This is a genomic window from Nonomuraea dietziae, assembly GCF_014195505.1.
GTDB lineage: Bacteria > Actinomycetota > Actinomycetes > Streptosporangiales > Streptosporangiaceae > Nonomuraea > Nonomuraea roseola.
This window is the reverse complement of the sequence record NZ_JACIBV010000001.1, coordinates 3,715,910-3,734,777: the sequence shown is the minus strand read 5'-3', so window position 1 is coordinate 3,734,777 and position 18,868 is coordinate 3,715,910. Positions and strand designations below refer to the sequence as shown.

General features: G+C 69.8%; 17 protein-coding genes. 9 read left to right on the top strand and 8 right to left on the bottom strand.

From position 1 onward, the window contains the following. Positions 1-51: 51 nt before the first annotated feature. The 5 genes from FHR33_RS17765 to FHR33_RS17745 all read right to left on the bottom strand — a co-directional run bounded on the left by FHR33_RS17765 (position 52) and on the right by FHR33_RS17745 (position 5,835). The gene (locus FHR33_RS17765; RefSeq protein WP_183648804.1) at positions 52-810 is read right to left on the bottom strand and encodes a TetR/AcrR family transcriptional regulator C-terminal domain-containing protein; all 759 of its coding nucleotides are present in this window, start codon (positions 808-810) and stop codon (positions 52-54) included. Between the two features lie 121 nt (positions 811-931). Next, on the bottom strand, positions 932-1,882 hold the full coding sequence (locus FHR33_RS17760; RefSeq protein WP_183648801.1) for an ABC transporter substrate-binding protein: 951 nt from the start codon (positions 1,880-1,882) through the stop codon (positions 932-934). After that, positions 1,867-2,847, bottom strand: a complete 981-nt coding sequence (locus tag FHR33_RS17755) for an ABC transporter substrate-binding protein (protein ID WP_183648798.1) — start codon at positions 2,845-2,847, stop codon at positions 1,867-1,869. Before FHR33_RS17755 ends, FHR33_RS17760 begins: the two co-directional genes overlap by 16 nt. A 7-nt stretch (positions 2,848-2,854) precedes the next feature. Then, a complete protein-coding gene (locus tag FHR33_RS17750) occupies positions 2,855-4,777 on the bottom strand; it encodes an ABC transporter permease (protein ID WP_312895593.1) in 1,923 nt (640 codons plus the stop codon). Next, positions 4,774-5,835, bottom strand: a complete 1,062-nt coding sequence (locus FHR33_RS17745) for a quaternary amine ABC transporter ATP-binding protein (RefSeq protein ID WP_183648796.1) — start codon at positions 5,833-5,835, stop codon at positions 4,774-4,776. Before FHR33_RS17745 ends, FHR33_RS17750 begins: the two co-directional genes overlap by 4 nt. A 400-nt stretch (positions 5,836-6,235) precedes the next feature. Between FHR33_RS17745 and FHR33_RS17740 the strand changes: the two genes are divergently transcribed. The 4 genes from FHR33_RS17740 (at position 6,236) to FHR33_RS17725 (ending at position 10,740) form a co-directional block, all read left to right on the top strand. Beyond that, positions 6,236-9,241, top strand: coding sequence for a sensor histidine kinase (locus FHR33_RS17740; protein ID WP_312895592.1), 3,006 nt, complete (start codon positions 6,236-6,238; stop codon positions 9,239-9,241). Continuing rightward, positions 9,241-9,660: a roadblock/LC7 domain-containing protein gene (locus tag FHR33_RS17735; RefSeq protein ID WP_221241890.1), complete on the top strand. Its 420-nt coding sequence runs from the start codon at positions 9,241-9,243 to the stop codon at positions 9,658-9,660. The genes FHR33_RS17740 and FHR33_RS17735 overlap by 1 nt, the downstream gene beginning before the upstream one ends. A gap of 12 nt (positions 9,661-9,672) precedes the next feature. Next, positions 9,673-10,086, top strand: coding sequence for a DUF742 domain-containing protein (locus FHR33_RS17730; RefSeq protein WP_376773167.1), 414 nt, complete (start codon positions 9,673-9,675; stop codon positions 10,084-10,086). A 69-nt stretch (positions 10,087-10,155) separates the two neighbouring features. Next, entirely contained in the window at positions 10,156-10,740 is a 585-nt protein-coding gene (locus FHR33_RS17725; RefSeq protein WP_246451998.1) for a GTP-binding protein, read from the top strand. Positions 10,741-10,749: 9 nt separating this feature from the next. On the opposite strand, the gene FHR33_RS17720 is transcribed toward FHR33_RS17725, so the two are convergent. Both FHR33_RS17720 and FHR33_RS17715 read right to left on the bottom strand, forming a co-directional pair. Then, positions 10,750-11,703: an SIS domain-containing protein gene (locus tag FHR33_RS17720; protein ID WP_183648787.1), complete on the bottom strand. Its 954-nt coding sequence runs from the start codon at positions 11,701-11,703 to the stop codon at positions 10,750-10,752. Further along, positions 11,700-12,866, bottom strand: coding sequence for an aminoglycoside phosphotransferase (locus FHR33_RS17715; RefSeq protein WP_183648784.1), 1,167 nt, complete (start codon positions 12,864-12,866; stop codon positions 11,700-11,702). The genes FHR33_RS17720 and FHR33_RS17715 overlap by 4 nt, the downstream gene beginning before the upstream one ends. Positions 12,867-13,035: 169 nt before the next feature. On the opposite strand from FHR33_RS17715, the gene FHR33_RS17710 reads away from it, so the two are divergent. From FHR33_RS17710 to FHR33_RS17695, 4 genes are read left to right on the top strand one after another with little or no spacing between them, the layout of a single operon-like run. Further along, positions 13,036-14,154 (top strand): polyamine ABC transporter substrate-binding protein, encoded by a 1,119-nt coding sequence (locus FHR33_RS17710; RefSeq protein WP_183648781.1) that lies wholly within the window; start codon positions 13,036-13,038, stop codon positions 14,152-14,154. A gap of 29 nt (positions 14,155-14,183) precedes the next feature. Further along, the gene (locus tag FHR33_RS17705) at positions 14,184-15,011 is read left to right on the top strand and encodes an ABC transporter permease (RefSeq protein ID WP_312895590.1); all 828 of its coding nucleotides are present in this window, start codon (positions 14,184-14,186) and stop codon (positions 15,009-15,011) included. Then, the gene (locus FHR33_RS17700) at positions 15,004-15,783 is read left to right on the top strand and encodes an ABC transporter permease (RefSeq protein ID WP_312895589.1); all 780 of its coding nucleotides are present in this window, start codon (positions 15,004-15,006) and stop codon (positions 15,781-15,783) included. Before FHR33_RS17705 ends, FHR33_RS17700 begins: the two co-directional genes overlap by 8 nt. Beyond that, entirely contained in the window at positions 15,770-16,789 is a 1,020-nt protein-coding gene (locus FHR33_RS17695; RefSeq protein ID WP_183648778.1) for an ABC transporter ATP-binding protein, read from the top strand. Before FHR33_RS17700 ends, FHR33_RS17695 begins: the two co-directional genes overlap by 14 nt. On the opposite strand, the gene FHR33_RS17690 is transcribed toward FHR33_RS17695, so the two are convergent. Then, positions 16,783-17,388 (bottom strand): TetR/AcrR family transcriptional regulator, encoded by a 606-nt coding sequence (locus FHR33_RS17690; protein WP_312895588.1) that lies wholly within the window; start codon positions 17,386-17,388, stop codon positions 16,783-16,785. The genes FHR33_RS17695 and FHR33_RS17690 overlap by 7 nt on opposite strands. 143 nt (positions 17,389-17,531) lie before the next feature. On the opposite strand from FHR33_RS17690, the gene FHR33_RS17685 reads away from it, so the two are divergent. Further along, positions 17,532-18,776 carry a glycosyltransferase gene (locus tag FHR33_RS17685; protein ID WP_246451993.1) on the top strand — a complete coding sequence of 415 codons (1,245 nt, stop codon included), beginning with the start codon at positions 17,532-17,534 and terminating at the stop codon, positions 18,774-18,776. Positions 18,777-18,868: the final 92 nt, after the last annotated feature.

Here is an 18,868-nt window from a genome sequence, read left to right as displayed (position 1 = left end):
GGGCCCACGGGTCCTCCCCCTTTCGCGTGCGGCGCCCCCGAGAAGCGGCGGTCAGCGGCTGTCGACCAGCAGGGAGATGCCGTCGAGCAGGCGCTGGAGACCGAACTCGAAGGTGTGATCGGGGCTGTGCGCCGAGCCGTACACCTCGGCGGCGGCCTCCCCCACGCGCGAGGCGACGGGGAAGCGTGAGACGTCGGAGATGCGGTGCAGGAAGGGGGCGTGGGCGGCCCACCACTGCTCGTCGGTCATCCCCGTGTGCTTCTCCGCCTCGAGTGCCTCCACGGCCCCCCTCGCCGCGCCGTGGACGAATCCGGTGACCAGCGTGATGACGGAGTCCATCTCGACGTCGCTCAGGCCGATGCCGTCGATGGCCCGCAGCTCGTACTCGTACTTGGCCGTGGTGTGCGGGCCGAGCACGGGTCGGCTGGTGGCGACCTGCAGCAGCCAGGGATGACGCAGGTACAGGGCCCAGTTCTCGCGGGCGATCTGCTCCAGGCGCCCGCGCCAGCCGCCGGGGACGTCCTCGGGCCTGGCGGTCTCGCCGTAGACGGTGTCGAGCATGACGTCGAGCAGTTCGGGCTTGCCCGGCACGTAGGTGTAGAGCGACATGGTGCCGACGCCGAGCTTCTCGGCGACCCTGCGCATGGACAGCGCGCCGAGCCCTTCGGCGTCGGCGACCTCGATGGCGGCGCGCACGATGCGGTCGACGCTCAGCTCGGGCTTGCCCTTGCGGCTGGGCCTCTCGCTGGTGCGCCACAGCAGCGCGAGGCTGCGCGCGGGGTCGCCCTTGCCGGTGTACTCCACGGTCACATCTGTACGGTACACCGTACGGAGCCCGCTCTCTCGCCGATGGCGGAACTGCGCGTGTACAGGGGGCTCGGGGTCTCGCGGGCGCGCACACGCCGCCGCCGGTGACGTGTGCGCGCCCGCGTCACTTGGGCAGCCAGTCCTTCCACACGATCTTGTTCGCCTCGACCCACTTCTTGGCGGCCGCCTGCGCCGACATGCCGCCGTCGGCCATGTCGCTGGCCACCGCGTTCTGGTGCTCGTTGGTCCAGGTGAAGTTGCGCACCAGCTCATAGGCCCTGCCGCCGGTGTCGGCGAACCTCCTGCTGACGATCTTGTCGAGCAGGTAGGGCGGGTAGTCGCAGGCCACCTTCGCCGGTACGGCGTCGCAGCCGATGGCGTAGGGGGGAAGGTTGATCTTGACCAGCTTGACCTGGGTGAACAGCCACTGCGGCTCGTAGAAGTACATCAGCAGCGGCCGCCTGTTCCTCGTGGCGTTCCTCGCCGCGCTGATCAGGGCGTTCTCGCTGCCGGCGTAGACGACCCTGTAGTCGAGCTTCAGGTTCCTGACCAGGGCCTCGTCGGAGGTGACGAACGACGGGTCGCCGTCGAGCACCTGTCCCTTGTCCCCGGACTTGGCGGTCCTGAACAGCTCGGCGTACTTGTTGAGGTTGCGCCAGTCGGTGATGTCCGGATACTCCTCGGCCATCCACTGGGGCACGTACCAGCCGATGATGCCCTTGTTGCCGTTCAGCCCGGCGGAGACCGCGACCTTCTTGTCCTGGATGAACTCCTTCTTCTCCTGCTCGCGGCCCCAGTTCTCGACGATGACGTCGACCTCGCCGCTCTCGAAGCCCTTCCAGGACTCGTCCTCCGCCAGCTTCTTGGTCTGCACGCGATAGCCGAGCTCGTGCTCAAGCAGGTAGGCCAGGACGGCGGCGCTGGCCTCGTAGCCGACCCACGGGTTGACGGCCAGCCGTACGGTGCCCGTCTGCCTGGGCTGCTGGGGCGCCTCGGCCGTACAGCCGGTGAGGATCAGGGCGAGGGCCAGCGCCCCCGCCAGAGCCCTGCTTCGGAGCCTTACTTGGGAAGCCATGCCTGCCACTTGGCCTGGTTGGCCTCCACCCACTTCTTGGCGGCGTCCTCGGCGGACATGCCGTTGTTCTGGATGTCGTTGGCGACCGCGTTCTGGTCCTCGTTGGTCCAGCTGAAGTTCTTGACCAGCTCGTAGGCCTTGCCGCCGGTGTCGGCGAACTTCTTGCTCACGATCTTGTCGAGATCGAGCTCGCCGTAGTCGCAGGCGACCTTCTTCGGGTCGGCGTCACAGCCGGCGGTGTACGGCGGCAGGTTCACCCTGGCCAGCTTGACCTTGTCGAAGAGCCAGTGCGGGGTCCAGAAGTAGAACAGCAGCGGCTTCTGCTGCTCCTGGGCCTGCACCGCGGACTCGAGCAGCGCGGCCTCGCTGCCGCCCGTGACGACCTTGAAGTCCAGCTTCAGGTTCTTGACCAGGGCTTCGTCGTTGGTGACGTAGGAGGGGTCGCCGTCGAGGAGCTGGCCCTTGCCGCCCGACTCCGAGGTCTTGAACAGGTCGGCGTACTTGTTGAGGTTCTTGTAGTCGGTGATGTCGGGGTACTTGTCGGCCATCCACTGCGGGACGTACCAGCCGATGATGCCCTTGTTGCCCGTCGAGCCGGCGGAGAGGGCGACCTTCTTCTCCTCGAAGTACTTCTTCTTGAGATCGTCGTGGCCCCAGTTCTCGACGATGACGTCGACCTCGCCGGTCTCGAAACCGGCCCAGGCGACCTCCTCCTTGAGCTCCTTCTTCTGCACCGTGTAGCCGAGCTCGTTCGTCAGCAGGTGGGCGATGACGGCGGCTGTGGCCTCGTAGCCGACCCACGGATTGATGGCGATGTTGACGGTTCCCGCCGGCGCGGCGCTGCCCGAGCCGCTGGGCTGGGCGGCGGCTGTCGCTGTGGCGCCGGTGTCGACTCTGGCGCCGCCGCCGCAACCCGCGACGGCCAGGCCAAGGGCGACGACCCCGGCCATGAGGCGAATCTTCATGCGGTGTTCATCCTCTTACTTGGGGGGAGGAGCGCCTGTCGGCGCCCTGCGTGATGCGGTCGAGCATGATGCCCAGCAGCACCGTGCCGACTCCGGCGACGAAGCCCATGCCGAACTCGGAGTGCTGGGAGAAACCGGTGACGACGTCGTAGCCGAGCCCGCCCGCCCCGACCATGCCGCCCACCACGACCATGGCGAGCGTCATCACGATGCCCTGGTTGGCGGCGAGCAGGATGGCGCCTCTGGCCATGGGCAGCTGCACCTTCCACAGCAGCTGGCCGCCGGTCGAGCCCGCCGACAGCGCGGCCTCGACGGTCGTGGGGGAGACGCCGCGGATGCCGTCCTCGACCAGGCGCACCACCGGCGGCACCGCGTAGATGACCGAGGCGAAGATGGCGGTGAACCTGGTCGCGCCGAACAGCGCGAGGGCGGGCAGCAGGTAGACGATCGAGGGCATCGTCTGCGCGGCGTCCAGCAGGGGGCGCTGGACGGCGGAGAAGCCGCGCGAGCGCGCGGCCGCCACGCCGAGCAGCAGGCCGAGCATTAGGGTGACGGTGACGGCGACCAGCACGGTGGTCAGCGTGGCCATGCTGTGCTCCCACAGGCCGAGCAGTGCCAGACCCAGCAGGCAGGCCAGCGCGGTCAGCGCGGGCCTCGGCCCGCTGGCCCACCAGGCCAGCGCCAGGACGGCCGCCGCCACCAGCCACCACGGCGTGGAGGTCAGCACGTCCTGCAGCGGGTTGAGCAGGAGGTCGGAGGTCACGTTCCTGATGGCCGTGGTGACGTCGTACCAGCTGAACTTCGCCCAGTTCACCGCCTCGGTCACGGGAGGGCCGATGCGCAGGATCCACGCGTCGGGGAAGCGCGCGGGCAGCAGCGTGGCCGCCACCGCCCCCGCGACGGCGATCGCGCCCGCGACGGCGTAGCGGCGCGGGCCCGAGGGGGCGGCCTGCGCCGTCCTCTCGCGTTTCGCGGCGGCCATGGTCAGCCGGTCCAGGACGATCGCCATGACGACGATGGCGATGCCCGCGGGAAGCATGAAGCCGACGTTCGCCCTGGACAGCCCCCTGATGATGTCGGAGCCCAGCCCTGGGGCCGAGATGAGGGCGGCGATCACGACCATCGACAGCGCCATCATGATGGCCTGGTTGATCGCCAGCGCGATGGTCTCGCGGGCCATCGGCAGCTGCACCTTGCGCAGCGTCTGCCACCGGGTCGCCCCCAGGGAGGCCGACGCCTCGATCGCGGTGGGCGAGACCCGCTCGACGGCCAGCGCGGTGATCCTGATCGCCACCGGCATCGCGTAGATGAGCGTGGCGACGGTCGCGGAGGAGGGGCCGATGCCGAAGAAGAGCACCATCGGCGTCAGGTAGGCGAACGTCGGCATGATCTGCATGACGTCCAGCACCGGGGTCAGCGCCCTGCGCACCCGCGCCGAGCGGCCCGCCCGCACCCCCAGCGGCAGGCCGACGGCCAGGGCCACCAGCACCGAGGTGAGGACCAGGGCGAGGGTGCGGACGCTCGCCTCCCACACCCCGAGCACTCCGAGGGCGGCGAACCCGCCCACGCCGAGCAGCGCCAGCCGCCATCCGCCGGCGAGCCAGCCGAGAGCGCCCAGTACGCCGACGAGCCCGGGCCAGCCGAGCGCGAACAGGACGGTCTCGAAGGCGGCGTAGAGCTCGCCGAGATAGATGCGGACGTAGTTGACGCCGTACAGGAAGAGCGGGTTGTCGTTCCTGTTGGAGTCGACCCAGTCGCGCGCCTGGTTGACGGCCAGGAAGGGAGCGGCCTCGTCGTCGTGAGGGAGCGTGGCGGTGCCGCGCATCGTGAGGTAGCCGGCCAGGAGGACGACGCCGACGGCCACGGGGACGAGCCATCGCGGCGGACGGCGCAGCGCCGGGGTCTCGAGGGTCGCGACGGCGCCGCTCACGACCTGGCCTCCGGCACGCGGGCGGACGGCGCCTCGCCCATGGCCGACAGGATGTCCACGCGATCGACCACGCCGACCAGCCGGTCGCCGTCCATCACGCGGATGGGCCGGCCCGAGCCGGTCACGGCGGGGACGGCGTCCCTGATGACGGTGGCGGCCGGCAGCACGGGCCCGTCGAGCCGCTCGTCGGGCTCGGGCTCCCTGGAGATCCAGCGCAGCGACAGCACGTGGCTGCGGGGCACGTCACGCACGAAGTCGGCCACGTAGTCGTCGGCGGGCGCGCCCACCACCTCCTCGGGCGTGCCGAGCTGCACGATGGCGCCCGCCCGCATGATCGCGATGCGCTCGCCGAGCTTGAGCGCCTCCGACAGGTCGTGGGTGATGAAGACCATGGTCTTGCCCACCTCGCGGTGCAGCCGGACGACCTCGGTCTGCATGTCCCTGCGGATCAGCGGGTCGAGCGCGCTGAACGGCTCGTCGAACAGCATCACCTGCGGCTCGACCGCCAGCGCCCTGGCCAGGCCCACGCGCTGCTGCATGCCGCCCGAGAGCTGGTCGGGATAGGCGTCGGCGTAGCCGTCCAGCCCGACGAGGGAGAGGATCTCGCCGGCCCTGGCGTGGCGGTCCCGGCGGGGGACGCCCTGGATCTCCAGGCCGTAGGCCACGTTGTCGATCACCTTGCGGTGCGGGAGCAGGCCGAAGTGCTGGAAGACCATGCTGACGCGGTGACGGCGCAGTTCGCGCAGCCTCGCGGGAGAGGCGGCGCGCACATCTTCGCCGCCGATGCTGATCTGCCCTGCCGTCGGCTCGACGAGCCTGGTGAGGCAGCGCACGAGAGTGGACTTACCGCTTCCCGACAGGCCCATCACGACGAACATCTCGCCTGGTCGCACGGTGAAAGTGACATCTCTGACGGCGGCGGTGCAACCGGTCTTCCGGCGAAGTTCGGAGGGGTCGAGGTCCTTGTCAGGGCCATTCAGGACACGGTCCGCCCGCGGCCCGAAGATCTTCCACAGACCGCCGACCTCGATGGCCGCACTGTCCTGCCCGGCTTCCACTTTCTGCCTCCAGAAGCTCGCGGCCCTCGCCGCTTGGCGCGGTCCGAGTTGTCGAGGGTAGGCGCGACGGGGCTCAACATATGGCTTGAACAACGCAAATCACAACGTCGTGATCATCCAGAGACGGGGGTGTTACTGGAGTAGTCCGGGAGTGGAACGCACCAAACCCCCATTAACGGACACGATCAGTTATATGCCTATATTTCTGGCGGCGTGATCTTTTGTGGATCGCCCGAAAATGGGGGCTCCAGCTTCTCTTCGCTTGTGTCACACAAGATTGGTTTTGTCGCGTTATGTTCGGCTAGCCGTTCCTTATAGTGATGTGCTCGAATAACCCGCAGTTGCTGGATTCTCCCAGGAGCCTCACGAGGAGGCCCTTTCCCTACTGAGGTTGCGTTCGGTGAGCAGAAGAACCAAGGCCGACGACGGCGGGTGGCGCTTACGCAACTGGCGCGTGCGTGCGCGGCTGGTCGCGCTGATCCTCGTGCCCACCGCCGCCGCCGTCCTGCTGGGCGGCCTGCAGGTCGTCGCCTCCACGAGCGCGGCCACGGACTACGACCGCGCCAACCAGCTGGCCAAGCTCGCCGAGCGGGTCGGCGCGCTCACCCACGAGCTGGGCGCCGAACGCGCCCGCACCGCCTGGTACATCGCGCTCGGCAGGCCCGAGCGCGGTCTGGCCGACGTGCGCCAGCAGATGAGCAGGGCCGACACCGAGGTCGACAAGGTACGGCAGAGCGCCACGATCCTCGGCCCCGACCTCACAGGCCGCACAGGCGACGAGGTCGACGCCGTGCTGGCCCGCCTCGAGGACCTCACCGCGCTGCGCGACCAGGCGCTCGAGTCGGACCTGCTCCCCGGCGCGGCCCTCGGCTCCTACACCGCCGTCATCTCCGACCTGCTCGCGCTCAACGACCAGCTCGGCAAGGGCGCCGACGACGAGGAGCTGGCCCGCCAGTCGACCACGCTCGACGCGCTGGCCCGCGCCAAGGAGAGCGCCTCGCTGCAGCAGGCCCTGCTCACCACCGTGCTGGTGGCGGGCAGGTTCGAGCAGGAGCAGCTCAAGGCCTTCCTCGGCGAGCTGGCGCGCGAGACCAACGAGCGCAAGGCCTTCGCGGAGGAGGCCACCTCCGACGAGCGCCGCCTGTTCGACGAGACCGTCAACGGCCGTCGCGCCGACAGGGCCCGCTTCCTGCGCGAGCTGGTCCTCGACAGGGCCAACGCGGGAGCCCCGCTGAGGGGCCTCGACCTGAGCAAGCGCGACGACGCGCGCGAATGGTTCGAGGCGGCCACGATCGTCGTCGACTCCCTCCGCACGGTCGAGGAACGGCACGCCTCGGCGATCGTCGCCCGCACCGGTCTGCTGGCCTCCGCCGAGCAGCAGCGCGCCTATCTCGTCGCGGGAGCCGTGGCCGCGCTGCTGCTCGCCGTTCTGCTGATCACCACGGGGGTGGCCCGCTCACTGGTGCGGCCGCTGCGGCGGCTGCGCAGCGAGGCGCTCGACATCGCTGGACAGCGTCTTCCCGGCTTCGTCCAGCGGCTGCGCGAGGCGCGCGACGGCGGCCCGCCCGCCGAGGTCGCGCCCATCGGCGTCTTCTCCAAGGACGAGGTCGGCGAGGTTGCCAGGGCCTTCGACGAGGTCCACCGCGAGGCCGTACGGCTGGCGGGCGACGAGGCCAAGCTGCGCGCCAACGTCAACGCGATGTTCGTCAACCTCTCGCGCCGCAGCCAGACCCTCGTCGAGCGGCAGCTGTCGCTCATCGAGCGCCTCGAGCGCGGCGAACGCGACGACAACCGCCTCGGCGACCTGTTCAGGCTCGACCATCTGGCGACCCGCATGCGCCGCAACAGCGAGAACCTCCTGGTCCTCGCCGGCCAGGAGGCCGCCCGCAAGTGGACTCAGCCGGTCGAGCTCATGGACATCGTGCGGGCGGCGCTGGGCGAGGTCGAGAGCTACGACCGTGTCGTGAACCAGGTGCAGTCGGAGGTCGCGGTCGCGGGGCAGGCGGTCAGCGACACCGTCCACCTGCTGGCCGAGCTGGTGGAGAACGCCGTGTCGTTCTCCGCGGGCGACACCAAGGTGACCATCTCCAGCAACCGCATCGACGGTGGCGGGGTCATGATCGCGGTGACCGACCACGGCATCGGGATGAGCCAGGAGGAGATCAGCCAGGCGAACTGGCGCCTGGCCAACCCGCCGGTCGTCGACGTGTCGGTCTCGCGGCGCATGGGCCTGTTCGTGGTCGGCAGGCTGGCGCTCAGGCACGACATCCGCGTCCAGCTGCGCAGGCAGGACGTCGGCGGGCTCACCGCGATGGTGCTGATCCCCGAGGCGCTGCTCACCGCGATCCCCGGCCAGCCGCCGGTCGCCGGCCAGCCCGCCCACGGCCCGCACGGCCAGCCCGCGCACGCTCCTCACGCGCAGCTCGGGCACGGCTCCCACGGTCCTGGCTCTCACGGTCCTGCCTCTCACGGCCCCGGCCCGCAGGGCCCCCAACGCCTCCATGGCGATCACGGCCAGCCAGGGCACGGCCCGCTCCCCGGCCACGGCCAGCAGTCCGCGCCGGGGCGGCCCTTCCCGCCGGGACAGCCGCAGGGCAGCCCGGTGGTGCCCGCGCAGGCGGGGCCCACCGCCTACGACCACCCGTCGCTGGAGGACCTGCGACCCGCGCCCATGGCCGCGCCGGTCCTCGACGGCCCGCCCGTCTTCGACAGCACCTCACCCTTCGACGGGCCCGGGACGTTCGACAGCCCGTCCGGTGACTGGTTCGCCACCAACGACGCGCCGTCCACCGATCTCGACCACGCCGCCCCTTCCGACCACACCGCGAACGGGCTGCCCAGGCGCGGAGGTCAGGGCGAGGGGCTGGGCTTCAGGCGGATGCCGGGGCTGGGCGGCTCACCGAATCCCTACGCGGGACAGCCCGACGCCACCAGACCGCTGCCGCGGGTGGAGAGCTCCTCGCTGGAGAAGGGCGAAGAGGAGTTCCTGCCGATCTTCGCCGCGGTGGAGTCCAACTGGTTCAAGCGCCCCGACGCCACGCTCGAACGCCCCAAGGCCCACGAGGGACGGCACGCGCAGGCCGGAGCGCCCGACGCGGCCGCTGCTCTCGCGCCGCAGCAGCAGGCGGCAGACGTGTGGTCCTCGCCCGCCGACGCGGGGTGGCAGGCCGCCCGGTCGGTCAGCGAGCCGAACAGCGGCGGTCTCACCACTTCGGGCCTGCCCAAGCGCCAACCGCGGGCGAACCTCGTGCCGGGCTCGGCCCTCCCGCAGACGCAGAGCGCCCCGCCTGCTCTGCCACCGCCTTCTCCCGACAGGATCCGCAGCAGGCTGGCCAGCTACCAGCAGGGCGTGCGCAAGGGCCGCGCCGAGATCGAGCAGGCGCACGAGGGGGAGGAGCAGCGGTGATGGAGTTGAGCCAGGCCGCCAGAGACGTCAGCTGGCTGGTGAGCGGCTTCGTCGAGGAGGTGCCGGGCGTCGCGCACGCCGTGGTGGTCTCGGCCGACGGCCTGCCGATGGCCTTCTCGAGAGGCTTTCCGCAGGACAGGGCCGACCAGCTGGCGGCCGTGGCCGCGGGACTGGTCAGCCTGGTCCAGGGCGCGGCCAGGGTCTTCGAGGCGGGTGGGGTCACCCAGACGGTCGTGGAGATGCAGCGAGGGCTGATGCTGGTCATGAACATCAGCGACGGGTCGTGCCTGGCCGTGCTGGCCGCGCCCGACTGTGACCTGGGCCTGGTGGCCTATCAGATGACCGTCCTCGTCGAGCGGGCGGGGCAGGTGCTCACGCCCGCCGTACGGGCGGAACTGTCCTCAGCGCGCCCCTGGTGATGGGAGAGCAACGTGGCCACGTGGAATGACGGCCCCCCTTACGGGTCCGGGGCGCCGCACTCCCCGAACTACGGGGAGCCCCCGCAGGAGGAGCGCAGCTCCCTGGTGCGGATGTACTCCCTCACGGGCGGGCGTACCGCGCCGCGCACGGACCTGGCCATGGAGGCGCTGGTCTCCTCGGCCACCTCGGCCCAGCTCGGCATGAACCACACCCGTGAGTACCGGGCGATCAGCGAGCTGTGCCGCCAGATCAGGTCCGTCGCCGAGGTGTCGGCCCTGCTCGCCATGCCGCTCGGGGTGGCCCGCGTGCTGATCGCGGACATGGAGGCGGAAGGGCTCGTCCGGATCTACCAGCCGCAGCTGGACGCCGGCATGCCGAACAGGAACCTGCTGGAAAGGGTGCTCAGTGGACTTCGCAGGCTCTAGCCACAGGAAACATGCGCAACCGGCCGCCATCGCATGCCTCATCGGTCACGACCCTCACATGGCGGGCTGATGAGCATGTTTCCTACGGAAGGCGGGCTCACCTCGACGAAGATCGTCGTGGCGGGCGGGTTCGGCGTCGGCAAGACGACGTTCGTGGGCGCGGTGTCGGAGATCCTCCCGCTCACCACCGAGGCGGTCATGACGAACGCCTCGGCCGGAGTGGACGACCTCAGCCTCACCCCCGACAAGACGACCACCACGGTGGCCATGGACTTCGGCAGGGTCTCGCTCGACCGCGACCTGATCCTCTACCTGTTCGGCACGCCAGGCCAGCACCGGTTCTGGTTCATGTGGGATGACCTGGTGCGCGGCGCGATCGGCGCGATCGTCCTGGTCGACACGCGCAGGCTGGCCGACAGCTTCCCCGCCATCGACTACTTCGAAGAGGCCAAGCTGCCGTTCGTGATCGGGCTCAACGGGTGGAACGGAAGCTTCCCCCACGTCGAGAGCCAGGTGCGCGACGCGCTCACGCTGCCCTCGCCCGTGCCGATCGTGCGCACCGACGCCCGCTCCCGCGAGGCGGTCAAGAGCACGCTCATCACCTTGGTCGAGCACGCCCTGACCGTCCGCTCCGCCTACGGCCCCCGGTACTGAGCCAGGAGATCAGGCGCCGCGCCACCAGTGGGCTGCGACCAGTTCGGCGACGAGGGTCTCGGTCAGCAGGGCGACGTCGGGGTCCTCGTCGTGCGCGTAGCGGATCGAGCCCCGCTCTCCCTCCACGTGGCCGCCGACCGTGAGGACGGTCGAGCCGCGCTGCCGTACCCAGTCCATGGCCTGGGCGTCGTAGGCGGAGCCCGGGAACAGCAGCGCCCGGTAGGAGAGCGTCTTGGTGAGGTAGACGTCCACGTGCGACCAGTCGCCGCTCTCGCACGCGTCGGCGGGGCGGCGCGGCCCTTCGCGGACCATCAGCGCCGACTGCTCGGCCGACGACATCCGCTCGGCGGGGGCGATGGCGTAGACGCCGTTCGGCCCGTCGAGCAGGTCGAGGGCGAGCGGCAGCCACTGCTCCCGCCGCTCCAGCAGGTCCGAGGTGGCCTCGGCGGCCAGCCGTACCAGCGAGGGGAGGTCGCGCCCGGCCCCCGTGAGCTCGGACTCCATCGCCAGCAGGTGGATCAGCGTGTGCTGGAAGGTACGGCAGGCCACGCCGCCGCGCTCCTCGCCCGCCAGCATCGGGATGACCGCGTCGGCCCCCTCGGTGATCGCCGAGTCAGGCACGTTGGTGAGGGCGACGACGGGGGAGGGGCCGCCCACGTAGCGGGCGAGGGCGTCGAGCGTCTCCCTGCTCCCTCCCGTCGCCGAGATCGGCACGACGAGCGTCTCGGGACCCGCGGGGAAGGTGGCGGCGGCCGAGCCGTACTCGGCGTAGGCGTCGAAGCCCCTGGCCCGCAGGCGCAGGGCGGCCACGCCCGCGGCGTAGCGGGAGCTGCCCATGCCGAGGAAGACCACCCGCCTGACCCTCTCGGGCAGCGGCGGCCGCTCCTTGTCCAGCCAGGCGGCCAGGTCGGTGAGGGCGGCGGGCTTGGCCTCCAGGTCGGCCTGGAAGAGTTCGGGGTTCACGGGGTCTCCTCGGTGAAGCGGGTGCGCAGCACGCCCATCGGGGCGTAGCGCCAGCGGGGCAGGTGACGGGCGGAGTAGATGAGCTCGCGGCACTCCTGCTCGATCTCGAACGGGCCGATCAGCCGCTCGTCCAGCAGTTCGGGCCTGCCCTCGGCGCGCAGCCTCTCCCTGTAGGCCGACAGCAGCCCCTCGCGGGCGGTCGCGGCCCACGTGGCGGCGGCGGAGGGGGCGGTGCCCCTGCGCCTGATCGCGACCTGGGCGACGTGCTCGAGACTGGTGGTGAGCTGGGCGACGTCGCGGGCGGCAGGCTGGTACGGCTCGGCCTGCGCGACCGTGGGATTGCCGTCGAAGTCGATCACGGCGTAGCCGTCGCGCCACTGGAGGATCTGGCCCACGTGGAGGTCGCCGTGGATGCGGATCGTGGCGCCGCCGACGGCGTCCGCCAGGGGTTCGAGCCGGGCGCGGAGCGCGTCGGCGTGCTCGCGCAGCCACGTGCCGTCCTCCCCGTCGGTGAGCTCGAGCGCCTCTTCCAGCGCCCGCTCGGCCCTGTCGGCGAGCACGGAGGCGGGCGCGGAGGCGGGCGAGGTGGCGGCCGGGGAGACGGCCGGCGAGGCGGGCGGGGCCTGCGCACCCGCCGGAGGGAAGGTGGCGAGGGCCAGGTGGAGGTCGGCGGCCAGGCGGCCGAGTGTGGATGCGAAGGCGGTACGGCCCGCCTCCGCCTCGTCCACGCACCACTCCCACCCGTCGCGCGCCTCGGGCAGGTACCCGGTGACCAGGGCGAGCAGCCGCTCGGCACCCGAGGAGCCGACCACGGTGAGCGCCGCGTACGGCGGCGCCGTGTGCTCGAAGCCGGCCTCGGTGAGGTGCGCGAAGGCGACGAGCGTCGGGTGGGGGAGCGGCGCGGGAACGGCCATCCACTTCACCACGATCCGCTCGCCCACGACCACCGAGTGGTTGGTCTGGTCGACGTCGATGCCGCGCTCCTCCCACGCTGGTTCCCCCGGTCCTGGACCGTCGGGCAGGGGAAGGTAGCGGTACAGGGAGAATGGCGGTGGCGGGTCGGAGCGCAGCGCCGCGAGGAGCGCCGAGGTGACGCCGTCCCCCGCGCGGGGAACGGCGGTGTCCTCCCGATCGGTGACGGGATTCTCACCCAGTGAGAGCAATCGCTCCCAAATTGAATCGCGATTCAACAACGGGATCAAACTTCCTGGTGACAATGTCCGGAAAAGTCTTGCTCATGTTGATGTTGGCTGCAACACTCCTGCTTTGGTCTGCAGTGCCCGGTTGGTCGCGAGACCCCTCGTACATCTGAATCTAGAAGGAGTAGCGGCCGTGTCCCGTATCCGGTACACCCGTCGTCTTCCGGTCGTCGTGGTGGCGACCGGACTCGCGCTCGCCGTCGCGGCGTGCGGCGGCGAGTCGTCGACCGACAGCGCGAAACCAGCTCCGAGCGCTGCGGCGCAGCTGGACGCCAAGGCCGACCTGTCCAAGCAGAGTCTCACGGTGACCGTCTGGCCGGGCTACACGCCCAAGGAGCTGGCCGAGAAGGCGAAGGCCGAGCTCAAGGTCAGCAAGGTCGACATCGTCGAGCACGACACCAACGAGACCGCGATGGCCAAGCTGACCACGCAGGCCGGCGAGAGCATCGACGTGGCGTTCGTCTCAGGGCAGTACGCCCAGGCGCTCAACGAGCAGGGCCTGCTGGAGCCGATCCACCCCGAGCTGATCCCCAACCTCAGCAACCTCTACCCCGAGGCCACGCAGCTCTCCTACGACAAGGGCAACAAGTTCTCGGTCCCCTACACCTGGGGCACCACCGGCATCTGCTACCGCAGCGACCTGGTCAAGGCCGAGCCGAAGAGCTGGAACGACATCCTGAAGCCGCCGGCATGGGCGGACAAGAAGGTCACGATGCTGGCCACCGAGCGCTGGCTGGCCCTGCCCGCGCTCAAGGTCCTCAAGTTCTCGGTCAACACCACCAAGGACGAGGAGATCGCCAAGGCCAAGGAGCTGCTGCTCGCGGCCAAGCCGCACGTGATCTACGACGACGTCACCTTCGGCCAGAAGCTGCAGTCGGGCGAGGCCGTGATGTCCGAGGCATGGGACGGCTGGTGCCCGACCACCGACGCGAAGAAGAACATCAAGTTCGTCGTGCCGAGCGAGGGCAGCGACCTCTGGGTGGACACCATGGTGATCATGAAGTCCTCCAAGAACAAGGAGGCCGCGCACGCTCTGATCAACTACATCCTGAACCCGGAGATCCACAGCTGGGCGGCCGCCAACATCAACTACAAGGTGCCCAACAAGGCGGCCATGGACAAGGTCGAGGTGCCCGAGGGCTCGCTCCTCGGCATCTCCCCCGCCGAGCTGTTGAACGGTGAGGCGGCCATCGACCTGGGCGAGGCGTCGGTCAAGTACACCCGCCTCTCGACCGAGGTCGCGGCCAAGTAGCCGTGAAAGTCGTCGGCAAGCCCCGGCCGGTGTCCCCTCGATGGGGGCGCCGGCTGGGCGCGTTCGTGTTCCTGGGCCCGGGCGTCGCCTATCTGGCGGTGCTCCTGCTGGTGCCCCTCGCGCTGATCCTCAGCTACACCGTCTTCAGACGCGGCCGCTTCGGCGGCATCGTCTACGAGTTCACGACGGAGAACTTCAGCCGTCTGTTCGACCCGCTCTACCTCGACGTCGTCCTGACGTCGATCAAGCTGGCCACGCTGACCACGGTGTTCGCGCTCCTGCTCGGCTACCCCACGGCGTACCTGATCGCCAGGCTGCCGCGTACGTGGAAGACCGTCGCGCTGGTCGCGATCGTGCTGCCGTTCTGGACCAACTTCATCATCAGGGTCTACGCGTGGACGATCCTGCTGAGCGGGCCCGGCCTCATCAACTCGGCTCTGGGCACGCAGATGGAGCTCCTGTACAACCATGGGGCGATCGTCACGGGGCTGCTCTACTCCTACCTGCCGCTGATGGTCCTGCCGCTGTACGCGGCGATCGAGAAGCTCGACCCGCAGCTGCGGGAGGCCTCGGCCAATCTGGGCGCCTCGGCCTTCACGACCTTTCGCAGGGTCACGCTGCCGCTGACGCTGCCCGGCGTGGCCACCGGCTGCCTGTTCGTCTTCGTGCCCAGCTTCGGCAACTTCGTCATCCCCGAGATCCTCGGAGGAGGACGCACGGCCACGGTCGGCACCCTGATCCGCGCCGAGTTCCTCAAATCGCGTGACTGGCCCTTCGGCTCGACGCTGGCGCTGGCCGTCATCCTGGTCCTGATCGTGCTCCTGGTGATCCAGTCGTGGGTGAGCCGCCGTGGGTAGGCCGCGCTTCCTCTACGTGCCGTTCTGGCTGACCTACGTCTTCCTCTACGCGCCGATCGCCGTCCTCGTCGTGATGTCCTTCAACGAGGGCAAGTCGCCCTACCTCCACGAGGGCTTCAGCCTCAAGTGGTACGGCGTGCTCGCCGAGGACGACAAGGTCATGGAGGGCCTGGTCAACACCCTCATCGTGGCGGGGGGCTCGACCGTGCTCGCCACGGTCCTCGGCACTCTGCTCGCCGTGGGCCTGGCCAGGCACACCCGCTCCAAGCTGCTCGACGCGCTCGGGCTGATGCCGGCGATCCTGCCCGACCTCGTGCTGGCGATCGGGCTGCTGGTCTTCTACGACGTGGTGCAGTTCAGCCTCGGCCTGCACTCGGTGATCCTGTCGCACGCGCTGTTCGGCATGGCCTTCGTGGCGGCGGTCGTGCGCACCAGGCTGGCCCACGCCGACTCCTCGCTGGAGGAGGCCTCACGCGACCTCGGAGCGGGACCCGTCACCACCTTCGTCAGGGTGACGCTGCCGCAGCTCGCGCCCGGCATCGTGGCAGGCGCGCTGCTGGCCTTCACCCTGTCGATCGACGAGTTCGTCATCGCGTTCTTCACGGCGGCGCCGACCGAGCCGACGCTGCCCATCGTCATCTACTCAATGATCAGGTTCGGGGTGACCCCGGAGATCAACGCGCTCGCGTCGATCCTGCTGCTGGTGAGCTTCACCGTGGTGATCGTCGCCCAGCGCATGACGAAGATCGGGGAGTTTCGTGCTCAAGATTGACGGCGTCACCCGCAGGTTCGGTGACGTCACCGCGCTCGACAACGTCTCGCTGGAGATCGGGCAGGGCGAGTTCTTCGCCCTGCTCGGCCCCTCGGGCTGCGGGAAGACCACGCTGCTGCGGATTCTGGCCGGGTTCGAGACGCCCGACGCGGGCACCGTCACGCTCGACGGCGACGACCTGCTGTCGATGCAGCCGAACAGGCGGCCGATCAACCTGATGTTCCAGTCGTACGCGCTGTTCCCGCACATGAGCGTGGCCAAGAACATCGCCTACGGCCTGCAGCAGGAGAAGCTCGGCAGGGCCGAGGTCAAGCAGCGGGTCGAGGAGGTGCTCGAGACCGTCGGCCTGGCCGAGATGGCCGGGCGCAAGCCGTCCCAGCTGTCGGGCGGCCAGCGCCAGCGCGTCGCCCTGGCCCGCGCGATCGTCAAGCGCCCGCGCCTGCTGCTGCTCGACGAGCCGCTGTCGGCGCTGGACAAGAAGGTGCGGGCGGGCATGCAGCTGGAGCTCAAGCGGCTGCAGCACGAGGTCGGCATCACCTTCGTCGTGGTCACCCACGACCAGGAGGAGGCCATGTCGCTGGCCGACCGCATCGCCGTCTTCGAAAAGGGGCAGGTGCGGCAGGTGGACGAGCCCGTCACCCTGTACGAGCGGCCCCGCACGCCGTTCGTGGCCGACTTCGTCGGCGCCAACAACCTCTTCGAGGGCACCGTGGTGCCGGGCGGCCTCGACGTCCCCGAGCTCGGCGTGCTGCCGGGTGAGGGCGCCGAGGTTGCGGGGGTCGACGCGCTGCTGGCCGTCAGGCCGGAGAACGTCAGGCTCACCGATCGCGGCCTGCTCGGCACCGTGCTGGACGTCAGCTTCTACGGCGGGATCTCGCACATCGCGGTCACCGTGCCGGGCAGGGACAAGCCCGTCCTGGTCGCCCAGCAGGGCGCCGCGAAGGTCGAGGCGGGCGCTCAGGTCAGGCTCGGCTGGGACAGCGCCGACGCGGTGCTGATTCAGTGAAACAGGTCGCAGCCCGTGGCCGTGCGGGCGTAGTCGAGGATGAGCTCGGCGGCCTCCTCGGGGCCGATGAGCGGGTGCCTGGCGGTGATGCGGTAGCCGTAGGCGTCCTCCAGCGCCACCAGGTTGCGCGAGATCGTCAGGGACTCGGCCGTCAGGTCGAAGACGCCCAGCGCCTGTCCCGTGTCCAGGATCGCCTGGTACATCGACACCTGGCGGTCGAAGAGGGTGGTGAGCAGCAGGCCGTAGATCCGGTTGCGGCCCGCCGCCCCGCCCAGCTCGTTGAGCAGGCGCACGTCGGGATCGAGCGGCCCGGTGGGCAGCCCGGAGCGGATCGTCGTCACCAGCTTGCGGGCGGGGTCGCTGATCGTCGAGATCTGGCGCATGCGGTGCTCGTAGAAGCGCTCCACGCTGGCGTGGTGCGCCTCGACCAGCAGCTCGCTGAGGTCGGGGTAGTGGTAGAGCACCGCGCCGGAGGTCAGCCCCGCCTCCTCCGCCACGTGGGCCAGGTGCACCCCGTCGATGCCGTGGCGGACGATGGCCCTGCGCGCGGCCTCGATGAGGTCGATGCGCCGGTCCGAGCGGCTCTTGCGCGCGGTCACCAGGCTCCCCGTTTCTATCGTGTCATTAAGGTCAACCGGGCACATACTGCCTTGAAGTTGACTCTCCCGCTAGATCAGTATTTGAATCGCAATTCAACTGAGCGTTCCTCCCGGAGTAGATGATGTCTCTCACCATCCTGTTCATGCCTGAAAGCGCGTACGGCCCGACGAACAACAGCATCGGCATCGGCGACATCCTGCGCCGTCGCGGACACCGTGTGGTCTTCGCGGCTGAAGCGTCGTGGAAGGGCAAGCTCGAGGCGCTGGGCTTCGAGGAGGACCTGGTCGACCTCGCCCCTCCGGCCGAGGAGGAGCAGGACGCGGGTCAGTTCTGGAAGGACTTCATCCGCGACACCGCCCCTGAGTATCGCAAGAGCACCCAGGAGCAGCTCGAGACCGTCACCAAGCCGATCTGGGACGCGCTCATCGACGGCGTGAAGTACTGCGAGCCGCAGCTCAAGGCGATCATCGACAGGGTGCGGCCCGACATCATCGTCGAGGACAACGTGATCACCTTCCCCGCGCTGCTGACCGCGGGCAAGAAGTTCGTGAGGATCGTCTCCTGCAACCCGCTGGAGGTGCGCGGCCCCCAGGTGGCGCCGGTCTTCTCTGGCCTGCCCGCCGACGACCCCTCCGAGTGGGACACCTTCCGCGCCGAGTACGACCGCACCCACCGCGAGATCTGGACCGCCTTCAACGAGTGGTGCGTCGAGCAGGGCACCGAGCCGCTGCCCGATCTCGACTTCATCCACGAGGGCGATCTCAACCTCTACGTCTACCCCGAGCTGCTCGACTACACCGACGCCCGTCCGCTCGGCCCGAGCTGGCACCGCCTCGACTCCTCCGTCCGCGAGACCGACGAGGAGTTCGAGCTGCCCTTCGCCAAGGGCGAGGGCGCGCTGGTCTACTTCTCGCTCGGCTCGCTCGGCTCGGCGGACGTGGAGCTCATGCAGCGGGTGATCGACGTGCTGGCCACCACCCCGCACCGCTTCATCGTCTCCAAGGGCCCGCTGCACGAGGAGATCAAGCTCGCCGACAACATGTGGGGCGCGGAGTTCCTGCCGCAGACTAAGATCATTCCTCAGGTCGACCTGGTCATCACGCACGGTGGCAACAACACCACCACCGAGGCGATGCACTTCGGCAAGCCGATGATCCTGCTGCCGCTGTTCTGGGACCAGTACGACAACGCCCAGCGCGTGGCCGAGCTGGGGTACGGCGTGCGCCTGTCCACCTACACCTTCACCGACGAGGAGCTCACCGGCGCCCTCGACAGGCTGCTGGGTGACGCGCCGCTGCGCGCGAAGCTGGCCGAGGCGGGCGGGGAGATCCGCCGTCGCGACGGCCTGCGCAAGGCCGCCGACCTGATCGAGCAGCTCGGCCAGTAGAAGCCGGGGGGAGCGCCGCACACGCTCCCCCACGGCCTGGTCGCCGCCGTCACGGCAGGCGACCGACCCGATCGTTTCCGAGGAAAGACACC